Genomic DNA, 18,586 nt, shown 5'->3' on the forward strand with positions numbered 1-18,586 from the left:
AACGCCGCGCCCGGTGCGGGCGCGGCGGCGTGCCCCCGCGAGTGATCTTGCCCGGGGCCTCGGACGGGGAACCGTCCTGAACGGGTGTGCGAATCGAGGGGGTGGGGAGGCCCCGCCCGGCGGACCGGCCGGGGCCCGCCTCAGTGGCAGAGCCGCGCCTCGTGCTCCGCGTGACCGACCGGCTCCAGCTGGAAGGTGCAGTGCTCCACGTCGAAGTGGTCGCCCAGGCAGCCCTGCAACTCGTGCAGCATCTTCTCGTGGCCGATCGCGTTCAGCACGTCCGAGCGCACCACCACGTGCGCCGACAGCACCGGCATCCCCGAGGTGATCGTCCAGGCGTGCAGATCGTGGACGTCCTCCACCCCGTCCAGGGCGACGATGTGGGCGCGCACCTCCGCCATGTCGACGTCCTTGGGGGCCGCCTCCAGCAGCACGTCCAGCGTCTCGCGCAGCAGCTTCACCGTCCGCGGCACGATCATCAGGCCGATGACCAGCGAGGCGATCGGGTCGGCCGCCTGCCAGCCGGTGGTCAGGATCACCGCCGCCGAGATCAGCACCGCGACCGACCCGAGCGCGTCCGCCGCCACCTCCAGGAACGCCCCGCGCACGTTCAGGCTCTCCGCCTGCCCCCGCATCAGCAGCGTGAGCGAGATCATGTTCGCCACCAGGCCGAAGGCGCCGAACCAGATCATCAGGCCGCCCTCGGTGGCGGCCGGCGTGAAGAACCGCTGTACCGCCTCGTACAGCACGTACCCGCCCACCACGAGCAGCAGCAGACAGTTGGCGAGCGCGGCCAGGATCTCGGCGCGGGCGTACCCGAAGGTGCGGTTGGTGCTGGCCGGACGGTTGGCGAAGTGGATGGCGAGCAGCGCCATGCCCAGGCCCAGCGCGTCCGTCGCCATGTGCGCGGCGTCCGCGATCAGCGCCAGGGAGTCCGCGAGGACCCCGCCGGCGATCTCGGCGACCATGACGGCGAGTGTGATCGACAGCGCGACGCGCAGCCTGCCGCGGTACGCCGCCGCGGCCGTACCGGTCGTCGGCGCATGGGAATGCGTGTGGCCGTGGTCGTGCCCAGCCCCCATCGGAAGCACCCTCCTGTGGTCGCCCGGCTCACAGTGAACTACGGGTGGGGGGTATCCGGCAACGCGGCACTGAACACCGTTGTCATGTGCCCTGACCTGCGGAAACCAAGTGCAGGTCAGGGCGCCCCCGGCCCGGACTCAGCCGTGGTGCAGCCGCCAGCCCCGCCATGCCGAGCCGACCATCTCGCGCACCCCGAGCCGCGCCGTCCACCCCAGCTCGCGTTCGGCCAGCGCGGCCGAGGCGACCGCGCGCGGGGCGTCCCCCGGGCGCCGCCCCTCGACGACCGCGGGACGCGTGTCGCCGGTCACCTCGCCGATCAGCGTCACCAGTTCGCGCACCGAGACACCCTCGCCGCGCCCGATGTTCACGGTCAGGTCCCCGGCCACCCCGGGGTCCGACAGCCGCCGGGCCGCCGCGAGATGCGCCTCGGCCAGATCGGCGACGTGGATGTAGTCCCGTACGCAGGTGCCGTCCGGGGTCGGGTAGTCGTCGCCGAAGATCCGCGGGGCCTCGTCCCGGGTCAGCCGGTCGAAGACCATCGGGACGATGTTGAACACCCCGGTGTCGGCCAGCTCGGGCGCCGCCGCACCGGCCACGTTGAAGTAGCGCAGACACGTCGTCGCGATGCCGTGCGCCTGCCCGGCCGCCCGCACCAGCCACTCCCCGGCGAGCTTGGTCTCGCCGTACGGGTTCACCGGGGCGCACGGGGTGTCCTCCGTGATGAGGTCCACGTCCGGGTTGCCGTAGACGGCCGCGGAGGAGGAGAACACGAACCGCCGCACACCGGCCTCGGCCACCGTCTCCAGGAGCGTGGCCAGACCGCCGACGTTCTCCCGGTAGTAGCGCGTGGGCTGCGCCACCGACTCGGCGACCTGCTTGTGCGCGGCCAGATGCACCACACCCGTCACGGTGTGCTCCGCGAGGACCTCCTTGAGCAGGACGGCGTCCAGCGACGAGCCCCGCACGAACGGCACGTGCGCCGGCAGCCGGGCCGGGAAACCCGCCGAGAGGTCGTCCAGGACGACGACGCGCTCCCCGGCATCCGTCATGGCCCGCGCGACATGGGCCCCTATGTATCCGGCTCCGCCGGTGATCAGCCACGTCATGGCCGCCCACCCTATGCCGACGCACCGCGCCGCCCGCAATGTCCCCGATGTCGGCTCCGCGGGTGCGCGGTTTGTGGGGCGGGCCGCCGATCACCGATGATGATCTCGGCAAAGGCCGGTTCACACCGTGCCGCACAGCCGTGTCGACCGGAGCTGAACGGCCGGTGAACGCGGTCTTCCCGGCATCCGATAGCCTCTGCCGACATGCCGCCCGCCCGGCCCCGACCGGGGCAGGCCACACGGCGCCCCCCATCGTGTACACGACCGGCGCGGACGCGTCGGGACCCAGGGAGTGAGTTCGGTTGCCGACCGCCATCCTCACCGGTCAGCCGGTCCCCGGTTCGTCGATCGAGGGCGACCTGCGCTCCCTCGGCTTCGACGTCCGGCTCGCGGCCGACGCCGCCGACACCGAGGCGCTGCTCGCCGCGGTGCCGGTCCAGGAGCGGGTCGCCGTCGTCGACGCCCGCTTCGTGGGCCACGAGCACGCCCTGCGCCTCGGCCTCACCGACCCGCGCTTCCCGCTCGCCGCGATCCCGGGCGCGCTCACCGCGCAGCCCGCCGGCCGCCAGGCCCTCACCCGTGCGCTGGCCCGCGAGAATTCCGCGAGCGGCGGCACCGCGCAGGGAGGCGCCCCCGCGCGAGCCAGGTCGAGCGTGGAGGACGTCGACAGCCTCGCCGACCGCGTCGTCACCGCCCTCGACGCCGACGGCGCCGCCGTCCACCGCCCCGAGCTGGGCAGCCTGGTCGCCGTGGTCCCCGCCGATCCGCAGGCCCGCAACGAGGCACGGCAGGCCGTCGCCGCCGTCGACGACGAGGCCGTACGCCTGAAGTCGGCCGTGAAGGCCCGCGACGGCTTCTTCACCACCTTCTGCGTCAGCCCCTACTCCCGCTACATCGCCCGCTGGTGCGCCCGCCGGGGCCTCACCCCGAACCAGGTCACCACCGCCTCGCTGATCACGGCGCTGATCGCGGCGGGCTGCGCGGCCACCGGCACCCGGGGCGGGTTCGTCGCGGCGGGCGTCCTGCTGATCGCGTCCTTCGTCCTGGACTGCACCGACGGCCAGCTCGCGCGCTACTCCCTGCAGTACTCCACGCTCGGTGCCTGGCTGGACGCCACCTTCGACCGGGCCAAGGAGTACGCCTACTACGCCGGACTCGCGCTGGGCGCGGCCCGGGGCGGCGGCAGCGACGACGTATGGGCCCTCGCCCTCGGCGCGATGATCCTGCAGACCTGCCGGCACGTCGTCGACTTCTCCTTCAACGAGGCCAACCACGACGCCACCGCCAACACCAGCCCCACCGCCGCCCTGTCCGGCAGGCTGGACAGCGTCGGCTGGACGGTCTGGGTGCGGCGGATGATAGTCCTGCCCATCGGCGAACGATGGGCCATGATCGCCGTCCTGACTGCGGCCACGACTCCCCGCATCACCTTCTACGCGCTGCTCATCGGCTGCGCCTTCGCGGCGACGTACACCACGGCCGGGCGGGTGCTGCGCTCGGTGACCCGCAGGGCGCGGCGCACCGACCGCGCGGCCCGGGCGCTGGCGGACCTGGCGGACAACGGACCGCTCGCCTCCCTCCTGGCCCGCGGGGCGCGCGTCTCCCTCGGCGCCCCCTTCCTGGTGGCGCTCGCCGGTGCGGCCGTCCTCGCCGTCTCCCTCTTCTCCGGTGTGACCTGGGCCCCCGTCGCGGGCGCCGTCGTCTACGCCGTCACCTCCGGCCAGGCGCTGGCCCGCCCCCTCAAGGGCGCCCTCGACTGGCTGGTCCCCCCGCTCTTCCGCGCAGCCGAATACCTCACCGTCCTGGTCCTCGCCGCCGAAGCGGACGTGAACGGAGCCCTTCCTGCGGCTTTCGGGCTGGTGGCCGCCGTCGCCTACCATCACTACGACACGGTGTACCGCATCCGCGGCGACGCCGGAGCGCCGCCGGCCTGGCTGGTGCGCGCCATCGGGGGGCAGGAGGGGCGGACGCTTCTCGTCGCGGTGCTGGCCGCGCTGCTCACCGGCACGCAGTTCAAGGTCGCGCTCACGGTCCTCGCCGTGGCCGTTGCCCTCGTGGTGCTCGTCGAGAGCATCCGCTTCTGGGTCGCAGCCCACCTGGAAGGCGCCCCATCCGTACACGACGAAGGAGAACCCGCATGATCGGCCTTGTGCTGGCGGCCGGCGCCGGACGGCGTCTGCGCCCCTACACCGACAGCCTGCCCAAGGCGCTGGTGCCGGTGGGGCCCGCGGGCATAGAGGGCGAGCCCACGGTCCTGGACCTGACGCTCGGCAACTTCGCCGAGATCGGTCTGACCGAGGTCGCGGTCATCGTCGGCTACCGCAAGGAGGCCGTGTACGCGCGCAAGGAGGCTCTGGAGGCGAAGTACGGCCTCCGGCTGACCCTGATCGACAACGACAAGGCCGAGGAGTGGAACAACGCCTACTCCCTGTGGTGCGGCCGTGACGCCCTCAAGGACGGCGTGATCCTCGCCAACGGCGACACCGTGCACCCGGTCTCCGTCGAGAAGACCCTGCTCGCCGCCCGCGGCGAGGGCAAGAAGATCATCCTCGCCCTGGACACGGTGAAGAACCTGGCCGACGAGGAGATGAAGGTCGTCGTCGACCCCGAGAAGGGCATGACGAGGATCACCAAGCTGATGGACCCCGCCGAGGCCACCGGCGAGTACATCGGCGTCACCCTCATCGAGGGCGACGCCGCCCCCGAGCTCGCCGACGCGCTGAAGACCGTGTGGGAGACCGACCCGCAGCAGTTCTACGAGCACGGCTACCAGGAGCTCGTCAACCGCGGCTTCCGCATCGACGTCGCACCGATCGGCGACGTTCAGTGGGTGGAGATCGACAACCACGACGACCTCGCCCGCGGACGGGAGATCGCGTGCCAGTACTGACCCGGCTCATCCCCTCTCCGGTCGTCGTGGACATCCGCCCGGGTGCCCTCGACGACCTGGTCGGGGTCCTCGCCGACGAGCGCATCTCGCACTCCGGGAAGCTCGCCCTCGCCGTCAGCGGCGGCTCCGGCGCCCGGCTGCGGGAGCGCCTCACCCCCGCCCTCCCCGGCGCCACCTGGTACGAGGTCGGCGGCGGCACCCTCGACGACGCGGTCCGGCTGGCCGGCGACATAAAGGCCGGCCACTACGACGCGGTCGTGGGCCTGGGCGGCGGCAAGATCATCGACTGTGCCAAGTTCGCCGCGGCACGGGTGGGGCTCCCGCTGGTCGCCGTACCGACGAACCTCGCGCACGACGGCCTGTGCTCGCCGGTCGCCACCCTCGACAACGACGCGGGCCGCGGCTCCTACGGGGTGCCCAACCCGATCGCGGTCGTGATCGACCTGGACGTCATCCGCGAGGCCCCGGTGCGGTTCGTGCGCGCCGGCATCGGCGACGCGGTGTCGAACATCTCGGCGATCGCCGACTGGGAGCTCGCCAACCGGGTCAAGGGGGAGAAGATCGACGGGCTCGCCGCCGCGATCGCCCGCCAGGCCGGCGAGGCGGTCCTCAGGCACCCCGGCGGCATCGGGGACACCGGATTCCTCCAGGTGCTCGCCGAGGCGCTGGTGCTCAGCGGCATCGCCATGTCGGTGTCGGGCGACTCCCGCCCCTCCTCCGGCGCGTGCCACGAGATCAACCACGCCTTCGACCTGCTCTTCCCCAAGCGCGCGGCCGCCCACGGCGAACAGTGCGGCCTCGGCGCCGCCTTCGCGATGTACCTGCGCGGAGCCCACGAGGAGTCGGCCTACATGGCCCAGGTGCTCAGGCGGCACGGGCTGCCGGTGCTGCCGGAGGAGATCGGCTTCACCGTGGACGAGTTCGTCCGCGTCGTGGAGTTCGCCCCCGAGACCCGGCCGGGCCGCTACACGATCCTCGAACACCTCGACCTCAAGACCGAACAGATCAAGGACGTCTACGCCGACTATGTCAAGGCCATCGGTAGCTGAACTCAGACCGGTCGTCCACCCACCGGGGGTGAAGGACCGGCGCAGCGGTGAGCACTGGATGGGACGCCTCTACATGCGTGAGGTGTCCCTGCGGGTCGACCGCTACCTGGTCAACACCAGGGTCACGCCCAACCAGCTCACGTACCTGATGACCGTCTTCGGCGTGCTCGCGGCCCCGGCCCTGCTGGTGCCGGGGATCACGGGCGCGGTGCTCGGCGTGGTGTGCGTCCAGCTGTACCTGCTGCTGGACTGCGTCGACGGTGAGATCGCCCGCTGGAAGAAGCAGTACTCGCTGAACGGCGTCTACCTCGACCGGGTCGGCGCCTATCTGACCGACGCGGCGGTGCTCGTCGGCTTCGGCCTGCGCGCCGCCGACCCGTGGGGCGGCGGCCGCGTCGACTGGCTGTGGGCCTTCCTCGGCACCCTGGCCGCGCTCGGCGCCATCCTGATCAAGGCCGAGACCGACCTGGTGGGCGTCGCCCGCCACCAGGCCGGGAAGCCGCCGGTCCAGGAGACCGCCGCCGAGATGCGCTCCTCCGGCATGGCGCTGGCCCGCCGGGCCGCCGCCGCGCTGAAGTTCCACCGGCTGATCCTCGGCATCGAGGCCTCCCTGCTGATCCTGGTCCTCGCGTGCGCCGACCAGGCACGCGGCGACCTGTTCTTCTCCCGCCTCGGCGTCGCCGTCCTGGCCGGCATCGCGCTCCTGCAGACCCTGCTGCACCTGGTGTCCATCCTCGCGTCGAGCAGGCTCAAGTGAGTGCGCTGAAGGTCGGCGCGGTGATCATCACCATGGGCAACCGCCCCGACGAGCTCAGGGCCCTGATCGACTCGGTCGCCAAGCAGGACGGCGACGCGGTCGAGGTCGTCGTGGTCGGCAACGGCTCGCCCGTCCCGGACGTCCCCGAGGGCGTCCGCACGGTCGAGCTGCCCGAGAACCTCGGCATCCCCGGCGGACGCAACGTCGGCATCGAGGCCTTCGGCCCCAGCGGCCGTGACGTCGACGTCCTGCTCTTCCTCGACGACGACGGCCTGCTGGCCCACCACGACACCGCCGAGCTGTGCCGCCGGGCCTTCGAGGCCGACCCGAGGCTGGGCATCGTCAGCTTCCGCATCGCGGACCCGGACACCGGCGTCACCCAGCGCCGGCACGTCCCCCGGCTGCGGGCCTCCGACCCGATGCGCTCCTCCCGGGTCACCACCTTCCTCGGCGGCGCCAACGCCGTCCGTACGAAGGTCTTCGCGGAAGTGGGCGGACTGCCGGACGAGTTCTTCTACGCCCACGAGGAGACCGACCTGGCGTGGCGGGCCCTCGACGCGGGCTGGATGATCGACTACCGGTCCGACATGGTGCTGTACCACCCCACGACCGCGCCCTCGCGGCACGCGGTCTACCACCGCATGGTCGCCCGCAACCGGGTCTGGCTGGCCCGCCGCAACCTGCCCGCGGTGCTGATCCCGGTCTACCTCGGGGTCTGGCTGCTGCTCACGCTGGCGCGCCGCCCCTCGCGGTCCGCGCTGAAGGCGTGGTTCGGCGGCTTCCGGGAAGGCTGGACCACTCCGTGCGGGGCCCGCAGGCCCATGAAGTGGCGTACGGTGTGGCGGCTGACCCGACTGGGCCGTCCCCCGGTCATCTGACAAGCTCGTCCCCGAGGGCTCCCGGGCAGTACACCGAGCCCCCCGGCTCATGCCGGCCCTGTCAAGGCCGTGCATCCCGAAGACGAAAGTTTCCTACTTGTGAGTGAGACAACGCATGACGGCGGAGTCGCGGTGAGCGCGCCCCCGTCGCCCGACGAGGGCCTCACGGCCGCGCAGCTGGCCGCCAAGTACGGGCTGGCCGTGAGCGGTGCCCGGCCCCCGGTGCGGGAGTACGTCCGCCAGCTCTGGGGCCGCCGGCACTTCATCCTGGCGTTCTCGCGGGCGAAGCTGACCGCCCAGTACAGCCAGGCCAAGCTCGGCCAGCTGTGGCAGGTGGCCACGCCGCTGCTGAACGCGTTCGTGTACTTCATGATCTTCGGCGTGCTGCTCAACGCCAGCAAGGGCATGCCCAAGGACGTCTACATCCCCTTCCTGGTCACGGGCGTCTTCGTGTTCACCTTCACCCAGAGCTCGGTGATGAGCGGCGTCCGCGCGATCTCCGGCAACCTCGGGCTGGTGCGCGCCCTGCACTTCCCGCGCGCCTCGCTGCCGATCTCCTTCGCCCTGCAGCAACTCCAGCAGCTGCTGTACTCGATGCTCGTGATGTTCGTCGTGGTGATCGGCTTCGGCAGTTACCCGGACGCCTCCTGGGCGCTGATCGTGCCGGTGCTGATCCTGCAGTTCGGCTTCAACACCGGACTGGCGCTGATCTTCGCCCGGGCCGGCGCGAAGACCCCGGACCTCGCGCAGCTGATGCCGTTCGTGATGCGGACCTGGATGTACGCCTCCGGCGTGATGTTCTCCATCCCCGTCTTCCTCGCGGACAAGCCCGAGTGGGTCTCCACCGTCCTGCAGTGGAACCCGGCGGCCATCTACATGGACCTGATGCGCTTCGCGCTCATCGACGAGTACGGCGCCGAGAACCTCCCCGACCATGTCTGGGCCGTCGCCGGCGGCTGGGCCCTGCTGTTCGCGGTCGGCGGCTTCCTGTACTTCTGGAAGGCGGAGGAGAGGTACGGCCGTGGCTGACCAGGTACCGGGGCAGCGCGTCCCCACCGTCATCGCCGACGACGTGCACATCGTCTACCGCGTCAACGGCGCCAAGACCGGCAAGGGCAGCGCCACCGCCGCGCTCAGCCGCATCCTCAAGCGGGGCGAGGAGCGCGGGGTGCGCAAGGTGCACGCGGTGCGCGGCGTCTCCTTCGTCGCCTACCGGGGCGAGGCCATCGGCCTGATCGGCTCCAACGGCTCCGGCAAGTCCACCCTGCTGCGCGCCATCGCCGGTCTGCTGCCGCCGGAGAGCGGCAAGGTCTACACCGACGGCCAGCCCTCGCTGCTCGGGGTGAACGCGGCCCTGATGAACGACCTCACCGGTGAGCGCAACGTCATCCTGGGCGGTCTGGCCATGGGCATGTCCCGGGAGCAGGTCAAGGAGCGCTACCAGGAGATCGTCGATTTCTCCGGCATCAACGAGAAGGGCGACTTCATCACGCTGCCGATGCGCACCTACTCCTCCGGCATGGCGGCCCGGCTGCGGTTCTCCATCGCCGCCGCCAAGGACCACGACGTCCTGATGATCGACGAGGCGCTGGCCACCGGCGACCGCAAGTTCCAGAAGCGCTCCGAGGAACGCATCCGGGAGCTGCGCAAGCAGGCGGGCACGGTGTTTCTGGTCAGTCACAGCAACAAGTCGATCCGCGACACCTGTGACCGCGTGCTGTGGCTGGAACGCGGCGAACTCCGCCTCGACGGCCCGACCGAAGAGGTCCTCAAGGAGTACGAGAAGTTCACGGGCAAGTAGCCCCGGATCGGCCCGGGCCCTGCCGGAACTGTCCGGCGGGGCCCGGCGTCTGCAAAGGAAACGTCAACTCCGGCGCACCGTAGGAATCTTGACGCCAATCGGTGTGTTGTTGTGATCTGCGGGACACCCGCGGGATCCACGCTGCGTTGTACAACGTAAGCTGTGACGGGTCCCGAAACGCGTCAAGTGGGGCGATAATGCGCGACACCCTCGGTCTGGGCTGCCGTGCGGACGGCCGGGCGGCGTGTCCGAAATAGTGTGTCTTGGGTCGGCGGTGTAGAACGGGAGATGTGACGGCAATGGCTACGGAAACTCCCCAGCTCAACGCAGCATGTGCCGTCCCTGCCCCGGGCCGCGAACGGTGACGCCGCAGGCCGCGCCGCGCACCGGCGACCCGGAGCGCGCCACTCTCGACAAGGCCGCGGACGAGAACTTCCCGGTGGCCCCGTTCTTCCTGCCCAGGGCCTGGCGCGAGGACCTGATGGCCGTCTACGGCTTCTGCCGCCTCGTCGACGACATCGGCGACGGCGACCTCGCACCCGGCGGTGCCGACGCCCGCCTCCTCGGTGTCGCGGCCGCGGACGCCGAGGACCGGCTGCTCCTCCTCGACGCCTTCGAGACCGACCTGCGCCGGGTCTTCGACGGAGCCGGCGGCGACCCCCGTCACCCCCTGCTGCGCCGCCTGAGGCTCACGGTCCGCCGCCGTTCCCTCACGCCCGAGCCGTTCCTCGCCCTGATCGCCGCCAACCGCCAGGACCAGCTCGTCACGCGCTACGAGACCTACGACGACCTGCTCGCCTACTGCGAGCTGTCCGCCAACCCCGTCGGCCGTCTCGTCCTCGCCGTCACCGGCACCTCGACCCCCGAGCGGATCCGCCGCTCCGACGCGGTCTGCACCGCACTGCAGATCGTCGAACACCTGCAGGACGTGGCCGAGGACCTCGGCCGCGACCGTGTCTATCTGCCCGCCGCGGACATGAAGCGCTTTCACGTCCAGGAGGCGGATCTCGCCGCGAAGAGCGCGAGCGCGTCCGTGCGCGCCCTGGTGGCGTACGAAGCGCAACGCGCCCGCGATCTCCTGAATGAAGGCGCCCCCCTCGTGGGTAGCGTCCACGGCAGGCTGAGGCTGCTGCTCGCAGGGTTCGTGGCGGGGGGAAGGGCGGCGATCCGCGCGATCGCCGCCGCCGAATACGACGTACTTCCCGGCCCGCCCAAGCCCGGCAAGCTCCAGTTGCTGCGCGAGGCGGGCGTGACCCTGCGAGGAGAGGGGTGATCCGGACCGTGGAGTCGTCACCGCACGCGTCCGCACCGGTACTCGCCGCCTACAGCTACTGCGAGGCCGTCACCGGACAGCAGGCCCGGAACTTCGCTTATGGCATCCGGCTGCTGCCCACACCGAAGCGCCGCGCGATGTCGGCGCTGTACGCGTTCTCGCGGCGCGTCGACGACATCGGCGACGGTGCCCTCGGCGACGACGTCAAGACCGCCCGTCTCGAGGAGACCCGCGCGCTGCTCGCCCGGGTCCGCGCCGGCGAGGTCGACGAGGACGACACCGACCCCGTCGCGGTCGCGCTCGCCCACACCGCCCGCGCCTTCCCGGTCCCGCTGGGCGGCCTGGACGAGCTGATCGACGGTGTCCTGATGGACGTACGTGGCGAGACCTACGAGACCTGGGACGACCTGAAGGTGTACTGCCGCTGCGTGGCGGGCGCCATCGGACGCCTCTCGCTCGGTGTGTTCGGCACGGAACCGGGGGCGCGCGGCGCCGAGCGCGCGCCGGAGTATGCCGACACGCTCGGGCTCGCGCTCCAGCTGACGAACATCCTCCGGGACGTCCGCGAGGACGCGGCGGGCGGCAGGACCTATCTTCCCGCCGACGATCTCGCCAAGTTCGGCTGTTCGGCCGGGTTCGACGGACCGACCCCGCCGGAGGGCTCCGACTTCGCGGGGCTCGTGCACTTCGAGGTGCGCCGGGCCCGCGCCCTGTTCGCCGAGGGCTACCGGCTGCTGCCCATGCTCGACCGGCGCAGCGGTGCCTGCGTCGCCGCCATGGCCGGCATCTACCGCCGCCTGCTCGACCGCATCGAAGGCGACCCCGCCGCCGTGCTGCGCGGCCGGGTCTCGCTGCCCGGCCGGGAGAAGGCCTACGTCGCCGTGCGCGGCCTGTCGGGGCTGGACGCCCGGCATGTCTCCCGGCAGACCGTCAGGAGGCACCCCTGATGGGGAGCGTGGGCGGCACGGCGGGCCGGGGCCGTTCCCACGGGCAATCCGCAGGAACCGAACAAAAGTGGCACGCAACCCTCCGGTGCGGCGCGGCGTCCCTGACTGCGACTGCCTGCCGTGCAGAGTTCAAGCACCACGGCGGCCGGTATGCGGAGGAGGGCGTGCGATGAGCGACGAGCAGCTCCCGGAGGGGTCCGGGACGCCCGGACGTGCCGGGCGCACCGCCGTCGTCGTCGGCGGCGGCCTCGCCGGCATCACCGCCGCGCTCGCGCTCGCCGACGCGGGCGTGCGCGTCACCCTGCTGGAGGGCCGGCCCCGTCTGGGCGGTCTGGCCTTCTCCTTCCGGCGCGGCGGACTGACCGTCGACAACGGCCAGCACGTGTACCTGCGCTGCTGCACCGCCTACCGCTGGTTCCTCGACCGGATCGAGGGCGCGGCCCTGGCACCGCTGCAGGACCGTCTCGACGTGCCCGTCGTCGATGTCGCGCGCCCCGAGGGACGACGGCTGGGCAGGCTGCGGCGCGACGCGCTGCCCGTGCCCCTGCACCTGGGACGCAGCCTCGCCGCGTACCCGCACCTCTCCCTCGCCGAGCGCGCCAAGGTGGGCCGGGCCGCGCTCGCGCTCAAGGGGCTCGACCTCGCCGATCCGGCCCTGGACGCGCAGGACTTCGGCAGCTGGCTGACCGCGCACGGTCAGTCGGCACGCGCCGTCGAGGCCCTGTGGGACCTGGTCGGGGTCGCCACCCTCAACGCGGTCGCCGCGGACTCCTCACTGGCGCTCGCCGCGATGGTGTTCAAGACCGGTCTGCTGTCCGACCCGGGCGCCGCCGACATCGGCTGGGCCCGGGTCCCGCTCGGCGAACTGCACGACCGGCTGGCCCGCAAGGCACTCGACTCCGCGGGCGTGCGCACCGAGGTCCGCACCCGCGTCACCTCCGTCCGCGCCGACGGGAGGGGGACATGGGCCGTCGAGGTGCCCGGCGAGACGCTCACCGCGGACGCCGTCGTCCTCGCCGTACCGCAGCGCGAGACGTACGACCTGCTGCCGGCCGGGGCGCTCGACGCCCCCGGACGGCTGCTGGAGATCCGCACGGCGCCCATCCTCAACGTCCATGTCGTCTACGACCGCAAGGTGCTGGACGCCCCGTTCCTCGCCGCGCTCGGCACCCCCGTGCAATGGGTCTTCGACCGCACCGACGCCTCCGGGCTGCGCGAGGGCCAGTACCTCGCGCTGTCGCAGTCGGCGGCCCGGGACGAGATCGACGCACCCGTCGCCGTCCTGCGCGAGCGCTACCTCCCCGAACTCCGGCGGCTGCTGCCCGCTGCGCGCGGCGCCGGGGTGAGGGACTTCTTCGTGACCCGGGAGCGCACGGCGACGTTCGCTCCCGCCCCCGGCGTCGGGCGCCTGCGTCCCGGCGCCCGCACCAAAGTCCCCGGCCTGTACCTGGCCGGAGCGTGGACCGCCACAGGGTGGCCCGCGACCATGGAGAGTGCGGTCCGCAGCGGCGTGAGCGCGGCGGACGCCGCGCTCGGCGCCCTCGGCCGGCCCCGACCCCACCGCCTCTTCGAGTTCGAGGAGGCGGCCAACTGCATCGTCCCGGGGAACACCCCCCGGACCCCCGGCCGAACGCCGGAGGAAACCGGTGTCCCACTGCGAGGTGAGACCCGGTGAAGCTCGATCAGCACGGCTCGGCACACCCCCGCACCCCCTCCGGTACCGCAACAAGAGGAGAAACTGTGCCCACTGTGCCCCCGGCCTCGCCGGCCGCTCGCAGGACCGCGGTGGACGTGACCGCGCTCCTGGAGCGCGGCCGCACCCTGGCCACACCGGTGCTCCGGGCGGCCGTCGACCGACTGGCACCGCCCATGGACACCGTCGCCGCCTACCACTTCGGCTGGATCGACGCCCAGGGCAAGCCGACCGACGGCGACGGCGGCAAGGCCGTGCGCCCCGCGCTCGCCGTGCTGTCCGCCGAGGTCACCGGCGCCGCCCCCGAGACCGGCGTGCCCGGCGCGGTCGCCGTCGAGCTGGTCCACAACTTCTCGCTCCTGCACGACGACCTGATGGACGGCGACGAGCAGCGCCGCCACCGCGACACCGTCTGGAAGGTGCACGGCCCCGCCCAGGCGATCCTGGTCGGCGACGCCCTGTTCGCCCTCGCCAACGAGATCCTCCTCGAACTCGGCACCGTCGAGGCCGGCCGCGCCACCCGCCGACTGACCACCGCCACCCGTGCCCTGATCGACGGCCAGGCCCAGGACATCTCCTACGAGCACCGCGACCGCGTCAGCGTCGAGGAGTGCCTGGAGATGGAGGGCAACAAGACGGGCGCCCTGCTGGCCTGCGCCAGCTCCATCGGCGCCGTGCTCGGCGGCGCCGACGAGCGCACCGCCGACGCCCTGGAGAGGTACGGCTACCACCTCGGTCTGGCCTTCCAGGCCGTCGACGACCTGCTCGGCATCTGGGGCGACCCGGAGGCCACCGGCAAGCAGACCTGGAGCGACCTGCGCCAGCGCAAGAAGTCCCTGCCCGTCGTGGCCGCGCTCGCGGCGGGCGGCCCCGCCTCCGAGCGGCTCGGCGAGATGCTCGCCGCCGACGCCAAGGCCAGCGACTTCGAGAACTTCTCCGAGGAGGAGTTCGCGGCCCGCGCCGCGCTCATCGACGAGGCCGGCGGCCGGGAGTGGACCGCCGAGGAGGCGCGTCGTCAGCACACCATCGCCATCGAAGCCCTGACCGCCGTCGACATGCCCGAGCAGGTGCGGGCCCGGTTCACGGCGCTCGCCGACTTCGTCGTCGTACGAAAGAGATGATCACTATCGGTCGAATAGTCCTCGCGTAGTCGCCGGCCGGTGCAGCGAGGCGAGACCCGCACCGGCCGACGGCGTTCCCACAGCAGCACGACTTCGCACGACTGCACGAAGGGGAAGCCATGACAGCGACGACCGACGGAAGCACCGGGGCTGCCCTGCCGCCCCGCGCTGCCGCGGCCAGCGAAACCGACATCACCATCCCCGTGGCGGCCGGGGTACAAGAAGCCGCCGAACGCGCGATGCGGCGCGCCACCGACTTCCTGCTCGCCCGGCAGGACGCCGAGGGCTGGTGGAAGGGCGACCTCGAGACCAACGTCACCATGGACGCCGAGGACCTGCTGCTCCGTCAGTTCCTGGGCATCCGCGACGAGGCCACCACCGAGGCCGCCGCCCTCTTCATCCGCGGCGAACAACGCGACGACGGCACCTGGGCCACCTTCTACGGCGGCCCGCCCGAACTCTCCGCCACCATCGAGGCCTACGTCGCTCTGCGCCTGGCCGGCGACGCCCCCGACGCCCCCCACATGGCCAAGGCCTCCGCCTGGGTCCGCGACCACGGGGGTATCGCCGCCGCCCGGGTCTTCACCCGGATCTGGCTGGCCCTCTTCGGCTGGTGGAAGTGGGAGGACCTGCCCGAACTCCCGCCGGAACTGCTGTACTTCCCGAGATGGTTCCCGCTCAGCATCTACAACTTCGGCTGCTGGGCCCGGCAGACGATCGTCCCGCTCACCGTCGTCTCGGCGAAGCGCCCGGTGCGCCCGGCGCCGTTCCCGCTCGACGAGCTGCACACCGACCCGGCCCACCCCAACCCGCCCAAGCCCCTTGCCCCGGTGAACAGTTGGGACGGGCTCTTCCAGCGGCTCGACAAGGTCGTCCGCGGCTACCGCACCGTCGCCGTGCGCAGACTGCGCAGGGCCGCCATGAACTCCGCCGCCCGCTGGATCATCGAGCGGCAGGAGAACGACGGCTGCTGGGGCGGCATCCAGCCCCCGGCCGTCTACTCGGTGATCGCCCTGCACCTGCTCGGCTACGACCTCGAACACCCGGTGATGCGCGAGGGGCTGAAGTCGCTGGATCGTTACGCCGTGTGGCGTGAGGACGGCGCCCGCATGATCGAGGCCTGCCAGTCCCCGGTGTGGGACACCTGCCTGGCGACCATCGCGCTCGCGGACGCGGGACTGCCCGCCGACCATCCGCAACTGGTCAAGGCCGCCGACTGGATGCTCGGCGAGCAGGTGGTGCGGCCGGGTGACTGGTCCGTGCGCCGGCCCGGGCTCCCGCCGGGCGGCTGGGCGTTCGAGTTCCACAACGACAACTACCCGGACATCGACGACACCGCCGAGGTCGTCCTGGCGCTGCGCCGGGTCCGCCACCACGACCCGGAGCGGGTGGAGAAGGCGATCGGGCGCGGGGTGCGCTGGAACCTCGGGATGCAGTCGAGGAACGGCGCCTGGGGCGCCTTCGACGTGGACAACACCAGCCCGTTCCCCAACCGGCTGCCGTTCTGCGACTTCGGCGAGGTCATCGACCCACCGTCGGCCGACGTCACCGCGCACGTCGTGGAGATGCTCGCCGTCGAGGGACTCTCCCACGACCCGCGGACCCGGCGCGGCATCCGGTGGCTGCTCGCCGAACAGGAGCCGGACGGCTCGTGGTTCGGCCGCTGGGGCGTCAACTACGTCTACGGCACCGGCTCGGTGGTGCCCGCACTGACCGCCGCCGGACTTCCCGCCCAGCACCCGGCCGTGCGCAGGGCGGTCGCCTGGCTGGAGCGGGTCCAGAACGACGACGGCGGCTGGGGCGAGGACCTGCGCTCCTACCACGACGCCGCCCGCTGGAGCGGCCGCGGCGCCTCGACCGCCTCCCAGACGGCCTGGGCGCTGATGGCCCTGCTGGCGGCGGGGGAGCGGGGCTCCAAGGCCGTCGAACGCGGTATCGCCTGGCTGGCGGAGACCCAGCGCGAGGACGGCTCCTGGGACGAGCCCTACTTCACCGGCACCGGCTTCCCGTGGGACTTCTCCATCAACTACCACCTCTACCGGCAGGTCTTCCCGCTGACCGCGCTCGGCCGGTACGTCCACGGGGAGCCGTTCAGCAAGAAACCCCGGCCGGTCTCCGGTGAGGCGGCTCCCTCCGAGGTCAAGGGGAGCTGAATGAGCACGCAGCCCGTCCCGGCCCCGCTGCTGATCGCCTGCGCGCTGGGCATCGAGCACCTCGCCCTGCGCATGGGCGACCGCAGCGGGGCCGGCGGGCCCGTCACCGTCCTGCGCACGGGCATGGGACCCAGGGCGGCCGAGCGCTCCGTCACCCGGGTCCTCGCCCGTCCGGTGCTCGGCGGGTCGGCCGTGCTGGCCACGGGCTTCTGCGCCGGTCTCGCCCCCGGCATGCACCCCGGCGACCTGGTCGTCGCCGAGGAGACGCGTGATCCGCGCGGCACCGTGCCGTGCGTCGGCACCGAACTGCTCGTCAAGGAACTCGTACGCACCCTGCCCGGGCGTACCGTCCACACCGGTCCCCTCACCGGCTCCGACCACGTCGTGCGCGGTCACGAGCGCGCCGACCTGCTCGCGACCGGCGCCATCGCCGTCGACATGGAGTCGGCGGCCACGCTCCTGAGCGCCGTGCGCGCGGACGGGCGCCCGGTTGCGGCCGTCCGGGTGGTCGTGGACGCTCCAGAACATGAACTCGTCCGGATCGGCACGGTGCGCGGTGGAATATCGGCTTTCCGCGTCCTTCGTTCCGTCCTGCCTGCATTCTTCGAATGGCACCGTAATGTGCTGCTCCCCCGGAGGTGAGCCGAATGGCCATGCCGCTGCGCCAGTCCATCAAGGTCGCTACATACCTGGCCGAACAGAAGATCCGCAAGCGGGACAAGTTCCCGCTGATCGTCGAGCTGGAGCCCCTCTTCGCCTGCAACCTCAAGTGCGAGGGCTGCGGCAAGATCCAGCATCCGGCGGGAGTGCTCAAGCAGCGCATGCCGGTCGCCCAGGCCGTGGGCGCGGTCCTGGAGTCCGGTGCGCCGATGGTGTCCATCGCGGGCGGTGAGCCCCTGATGCACCCTCAGATCGACGAGATCGTGCGGCAGTTGGTGGCGAAGAGGAAGTACGTCTTCCTCTGCACCAACGCCATGCTGCTGCGCAAGAAGATGGACAAGTTCACGCCCTCCCCCTACTTCGCCTTCGCGGTGCACATCGACGGGCTGCGGGAGCGGCACGACGAGTCGGTGGCGAAGGAGGGCGTGTTCGACGAGGCCGTGGCGGCGATCAAGGAGGCCAAGCGGCGCGGCTTCCGGGTCACCACCAACTCGACCTTCTTCAACACCGACACCCCGCAGACCATCATCGAGGTGCTCAACTTCCTCAACGACGACCTCAAGGTCGACGAGATGATGATCTCGCCCGCCTACGCCTACGAGAAGGCGCCCGACCAGGAGCACTTCCTCGGCGTGGAACAGACCCGCGAGCTGTTCAAGAAGGCCTTCGCCGGCGGCAACCGCCGCCGCTGGCGGCTGAACCACTCGCCCCTCTTCCTGGACTTCCTGGAGGGCAGGGTGGACTTCCCGTGCACGGCGTGGGCGATCCCGAACTACTCGCTCTTCGGCTGGCAGCGCCCCTGCTACCTGATGAGCGACGGGTACGTGCCGACGTACCGCGAGCTGATCGAGAAGACCGACTGGGACAAGTACGGCCGCGGCAAGGACCCGCGCTGCGCAAACTGCATGGCGCACTGCGGCTACGAACCCACCGCCGTCCTCGCCACCATGGGTTCCCTCAAGGAGTCGCTGCGCGCGATGCGCGAGACGGTCTCCGGAAACCGGGAGTGAGGTCATGACCGCCGTCTCCCTGGGCGTCCCCGAGGTGCCGGCCCGGCCGATCGCCCGGCGGCGCGTGTCGCGGCAGATCCAGGTCGGCTCGGTGGCGGTGGGCGGTGACGCGCCGGTCTCGGTCCAGTCGATGACGACGACGCGTACGTCGGACATCGGGGCGAC

18 protein-coding genes are annotated in these 18,586 nt (G+C 71.9%); 16 read left to right on the forward strand and 2 right to left on the reverse strand.

Annotated features, from left to right (window positions below):
- Nucleotides 1-140: 140 nt before the first annotated feature.
- Together ACFY30_RS07320 and galE are read right to left on the reverse strand one after the other, a co-directional pair.
- Complete coding sequence (locus ACFY30_RS07320) at nucleotides 141-1,082, reverse strand: cation diffusion facilitator family transporter (RefSeq protein WP_390844168.1); 942 nt, start codon at nucleotides 1,080-1,082, stop codon at nucleotides 141-143.
- Between the two features lie 138 nt (nucleotides 1,083-1,220).
- Entirely contained in the window at nucleotides 1,221-2,189 is a 969-nt protein-coding gene (gene galE / locus ACFY30_RS07325; RefSeq protein ID WP_390844169.1) for a UDP-glucose 4-epimerase GalE, read from the reverse strand.
- A gap of 302 nt (nucleotides 2,190-2,491) precedes the next feature.
- Here galE and ACFY30_RS07330 point away from each other — a divergent pair, with 302 nt between their 5' ends.
- The 16 genes from ACFY30_RS07330 to ACFY30_RS07405 form a co-directional block, all read left to right on the forward strand.
- On the forward strand, nucleotides 2,492-4,330 hold the full coding sequence (locus ACFY30_RS07330; RefSeq protein ID WP_390844170.1) for a DUF5941 domain-containing protein: 1,839 nt from the start codon (nucleotides 2,492-2,494) through the stop codon (nucleotides 4,328-4,330).
- Nucleotides 4,327-5,079, forward strand: a complete 753-nt coding sequence (locus ACFY30_RS07335; RefSeq protein WP_390844171.1) for a sugar phosphate nucleotidyltransferase — start codon at nucleotides 4,327-4,329, stop codon at nucleotides 5,077-5,079. The genes ACFY30_RS07330 and ACFY30_RS07335 overlap by 4 nt, the downstream gene beginning before the upstream one ends.
- Nucleotides 5,067-6,128, forward strand: coding sequence for an iron-containing alcohol dehydrogenase family protein (locus tag ACFY30_RS07340; protein WP_390844172.1), 1,062 nt, complete (start codon nucleotides 5,067-5,069; stop codon nucleotides 6,126-6,128). The genes ACFY30_RS07335 and ACFY30_RS07340 overlap by 13 nt, the downstream gene beginning before the upstream one ends.
- Complete coding sequence (locus ACFY30_RS07345; RefSeq protein ID WP_390844173.1) at nucleotides 6,106-6,885, forward strand: CDP-alcohol phosphatidyltransferase family protein; 780 nt, start codon at nucleotides 6,106-6,108, stop codon at nucleotides 6,883-6,885. The genes ACFY30_RS07340 and ACFY30_RS07345 overlap by 23 nt, the downstream gene beginning before the upstream one ends.
- A 32-nt stretch (nucleotides 6,886-6,917) precedes the next feature.
- On the forward strand, nucleotides 6,918-7,763 hold the full coding sequence (locus ACFY30_RS07350; protein WP_390844208.1) for a glycosyltransferase family 2 protein: 846 nt from the start codon (nucleotides 6,918-6,920) through the stop codon (nucleotides 7,761-7,763).
- Between the two features lie 99 nt (nucleotides 7,764-7,862).
- Nucleotides 7,863-8,792, forward strand: coding sequence for an ABC transporter permease (locus tag ACFY30_RS07355; RefSeq protein ID WP_390844174.1), 930 nt, complete (start codon nucleotides 7,863-7,865; stop codon nucleotides 8,790-8,792).
- A complete protein-coding gene (locus ACFY30_RS07360) occupies nucleotides 8,785-9,564 on the forward strand; it encodes an ABC transporter ATP-binding protein (RefSeq protein ID WP_390844175.1) in 780 nt (259 codons plus the stop codon). The genes ACFY30_RS07355 and ACFY30_RS07360 overlap by 8 nt, the downstream gene beginning before the upstream one ends.
- A 331-nt stretch (nucleotides 9,565-9,895) precedes the next feature.
- Nucleotides 9,896-10,837 carry a squalene synthase HpnC gene (gene hpnC, locus ACFY30_RS07365; protein WP_390844176.1) on the forward strand — a complete coding sequence of 314 codons (942 nt, stop codon included), beginning with the start codon at nucleotides 9,896-9,898 and terminating at the stop codon, nucleotides 10,835-10,837.
- Nucleotides 10,834-11,784 carry a presqualene diphosphate synthase HpnD gene (hpnD, locus tag ACFY30_RS07370; protein WP_390844177.1) on the forward strand — a complete coding sequence of 317 codons (951 nt, stop codon included), beginning with the start codon at nucleotides 10,834-10,836 and terminating at the stop codon, nucleotides 11,782-11,784. Before hpnC ends, hpnD begins: the two co-directional genes overlap by 4 nt.
- Nucleotides 11,784-11,957 carry a DUF6380 family protein gene (locus ACFY30_RS07375; protein ID WP_390844178.1) on the forward strand — a complete coding sequence of 58 codons (174 nt, stop codon included), beginning with the start codon at nucleotides 11,784-11,786 and terminating at the stop codon, nucleotides 11,955-11,957. The genes hpnD and ACFY30_RS07375 overlap by 1 nt, the downstream gene beginning before the upstream one ends.
- Entirely contained in the window at nucleotides 11,954-13,459 is a 1,506-nt protein-coding gene (gene hpnE, locus ACFY30_RS07380) for a hydroxysqualene dehydroxylase HpnE (RefSeq protein WP_390844179.1), read from the forward strand. Before ACFY30_RS07375 ends, hpnE begins: the two co-directional genes overlap by 4 nt.
- A gap of 74 nt (nucleotides 13,460-13,533) precedes the next feature.
- Complete coding sequence (locus ACFY30_RS07385; RefSeq protein WP_390844209.1) at nucleotides 13,534-14,598, forward strand: polyprenyl synthetase family protein; 1,065 nt, start codon at nucleotides 13,534-13,536, stop codon at nucleotides 14,596-14,598.
- A 119-nt stretch (nucleotides 14,599-14,717) separates the two neighbouring features.
- Nucleotides 14,718-16,751 (forward strand): squalene--hopene cyclase, encoded by a 2,034-nt coding sequence (shc, locus tag ACFY30_RS07390; protein WP_390844180.1) that lies wholly within the window; start codon nucleotides 14,718-14,720, stop codon nucleotides 16,749-16,751.
- Complete coding sequence (locus ACFY30_RS07395; RefSeq protein WP_390844182.1) at nucleotides 16,752-17,393, forward strand: 1-hydroxy-2-methyl-2-butenyl 4-diphosphate reductase; 642 nt, start codon at nucleotides 16,752-16,754, stop codon at nucleotides 17,391-17,393. It abuts the gene before it with no gap.
- A 5-nt stretch (nucleotides 17,394-17,398) separates the two neighbouring features.
- Nucleotides 17,399-18,421 carry an adenosyl-hopene transferase HpnH gene (gene hpnH, locus ACFY30_RS07400; RefSeq protein WP_390658512.1) on the forward strand — a complete coding sequence of 341 codons (1,023 nt, stop codon included), beginning with the start codon at nucleotides 17,399-17,401 and terminating at the stop codon, nucleotides 18,419-18,421.
- Between the two features lie 4 nt (nucleotides 18,422-18,425).
- Nucleotides 18,426-18,586, forward strand: a 161-nt coding sequence (locus ACFY30_RS07405; protein ID WP_390844210.1) for a flavodoxin-dependent (E)-4-hydroxy-3-methylbut-2-enyl-diphosphate synthase, incomplete at its 3' end; no start/stop codon positions are given.

The sequence above is a fragment of the Streptomyces sp. NPDC000345 genome (assembly GCF_042898825.1).
Classification (GTDB): Bacteria; Actinomycetota; Actinomycetes; order Streptomycetales; family Streptomycetaceae; genus Streptomyces.

Bases quoted from the DNA above. Each gene is read 5' to 3' on its own strand.
- ACFY30_RS07335 (WP_390844171.1), top strand. From the start codon at position 4,327: ATGATCGGCCTTGTGCTGGCGGCCGGCGCCGGACGGCGTCTGCGCCCC.
- ACFY30_RS07395 (WP_390844182.1), top strand. From the start codon at position 16,752: ATGAGCACGCAGCCCGTCCCGGCCCCGCTGCTGATCGCCTGCGCGCTG.
- hpnH (WP_390658512.1), top strand. From the start codon at position 17,399: ATGGCCATGCCGCTGCGCCAGTCCATCAAGGTCGCTACATACCTGGCC.
- ACFY30_RS07345 (WP_390844173.1), top strand. From the start codon at position 6,106: ATGTCAAGGCCATCGGTAGCTGAACTCAGACCGGTCGTCCACCCACCG.
- shc (WP_390844180.1), top strand. From the start codon at position 14,718: ATGACAGCGACGACCGACGGAAGCACCGGGGCTGCCCTGCCGCCCCGC.
- ACFY30_RS07350 (WP_390844208.1), top strand. From the start codon at position 6,918: ATGGGCAACCGCCCCGACGAGCTCAGGGCCCTGATCGACTCGGTCGCC.
- ACFY30_RS07320 (WP_390844168.1), bottom strand. From the start codon at position 1,082: ATGGGGGCTGGGCACGACCACGGCCACACGCATTCCCATGCGCCGACG.
- hpnC (WP_390844176.1), top strand. From the start codon at position 9,896: ATGTGCCGTCCCTGCCCCGGGCCGCGAACGGTGACGCCGCAGGCCGCG.
- galE (WP_390844169.1), bottom strand. From the start codon at position 2,189: ATGACGTGGCTGATCACCGGCGGAGCCGGATACATAGGGGCCCATGTC.
- ACFY30_RS07375 (WP_390844178.1), top strand. From the start codon at position 11,784: ATGGGGAGCGTGGGCGGCACGGCGGGCCGGGGCCGTTCCCACGGGCAA.
- hpnE (WP_390844179.1), top strand. From the start codon at position 11,954: ATGAGCGACGAGCAGCTCCCGGAGGGGTCCGGGACGCCCGGACGTGCC.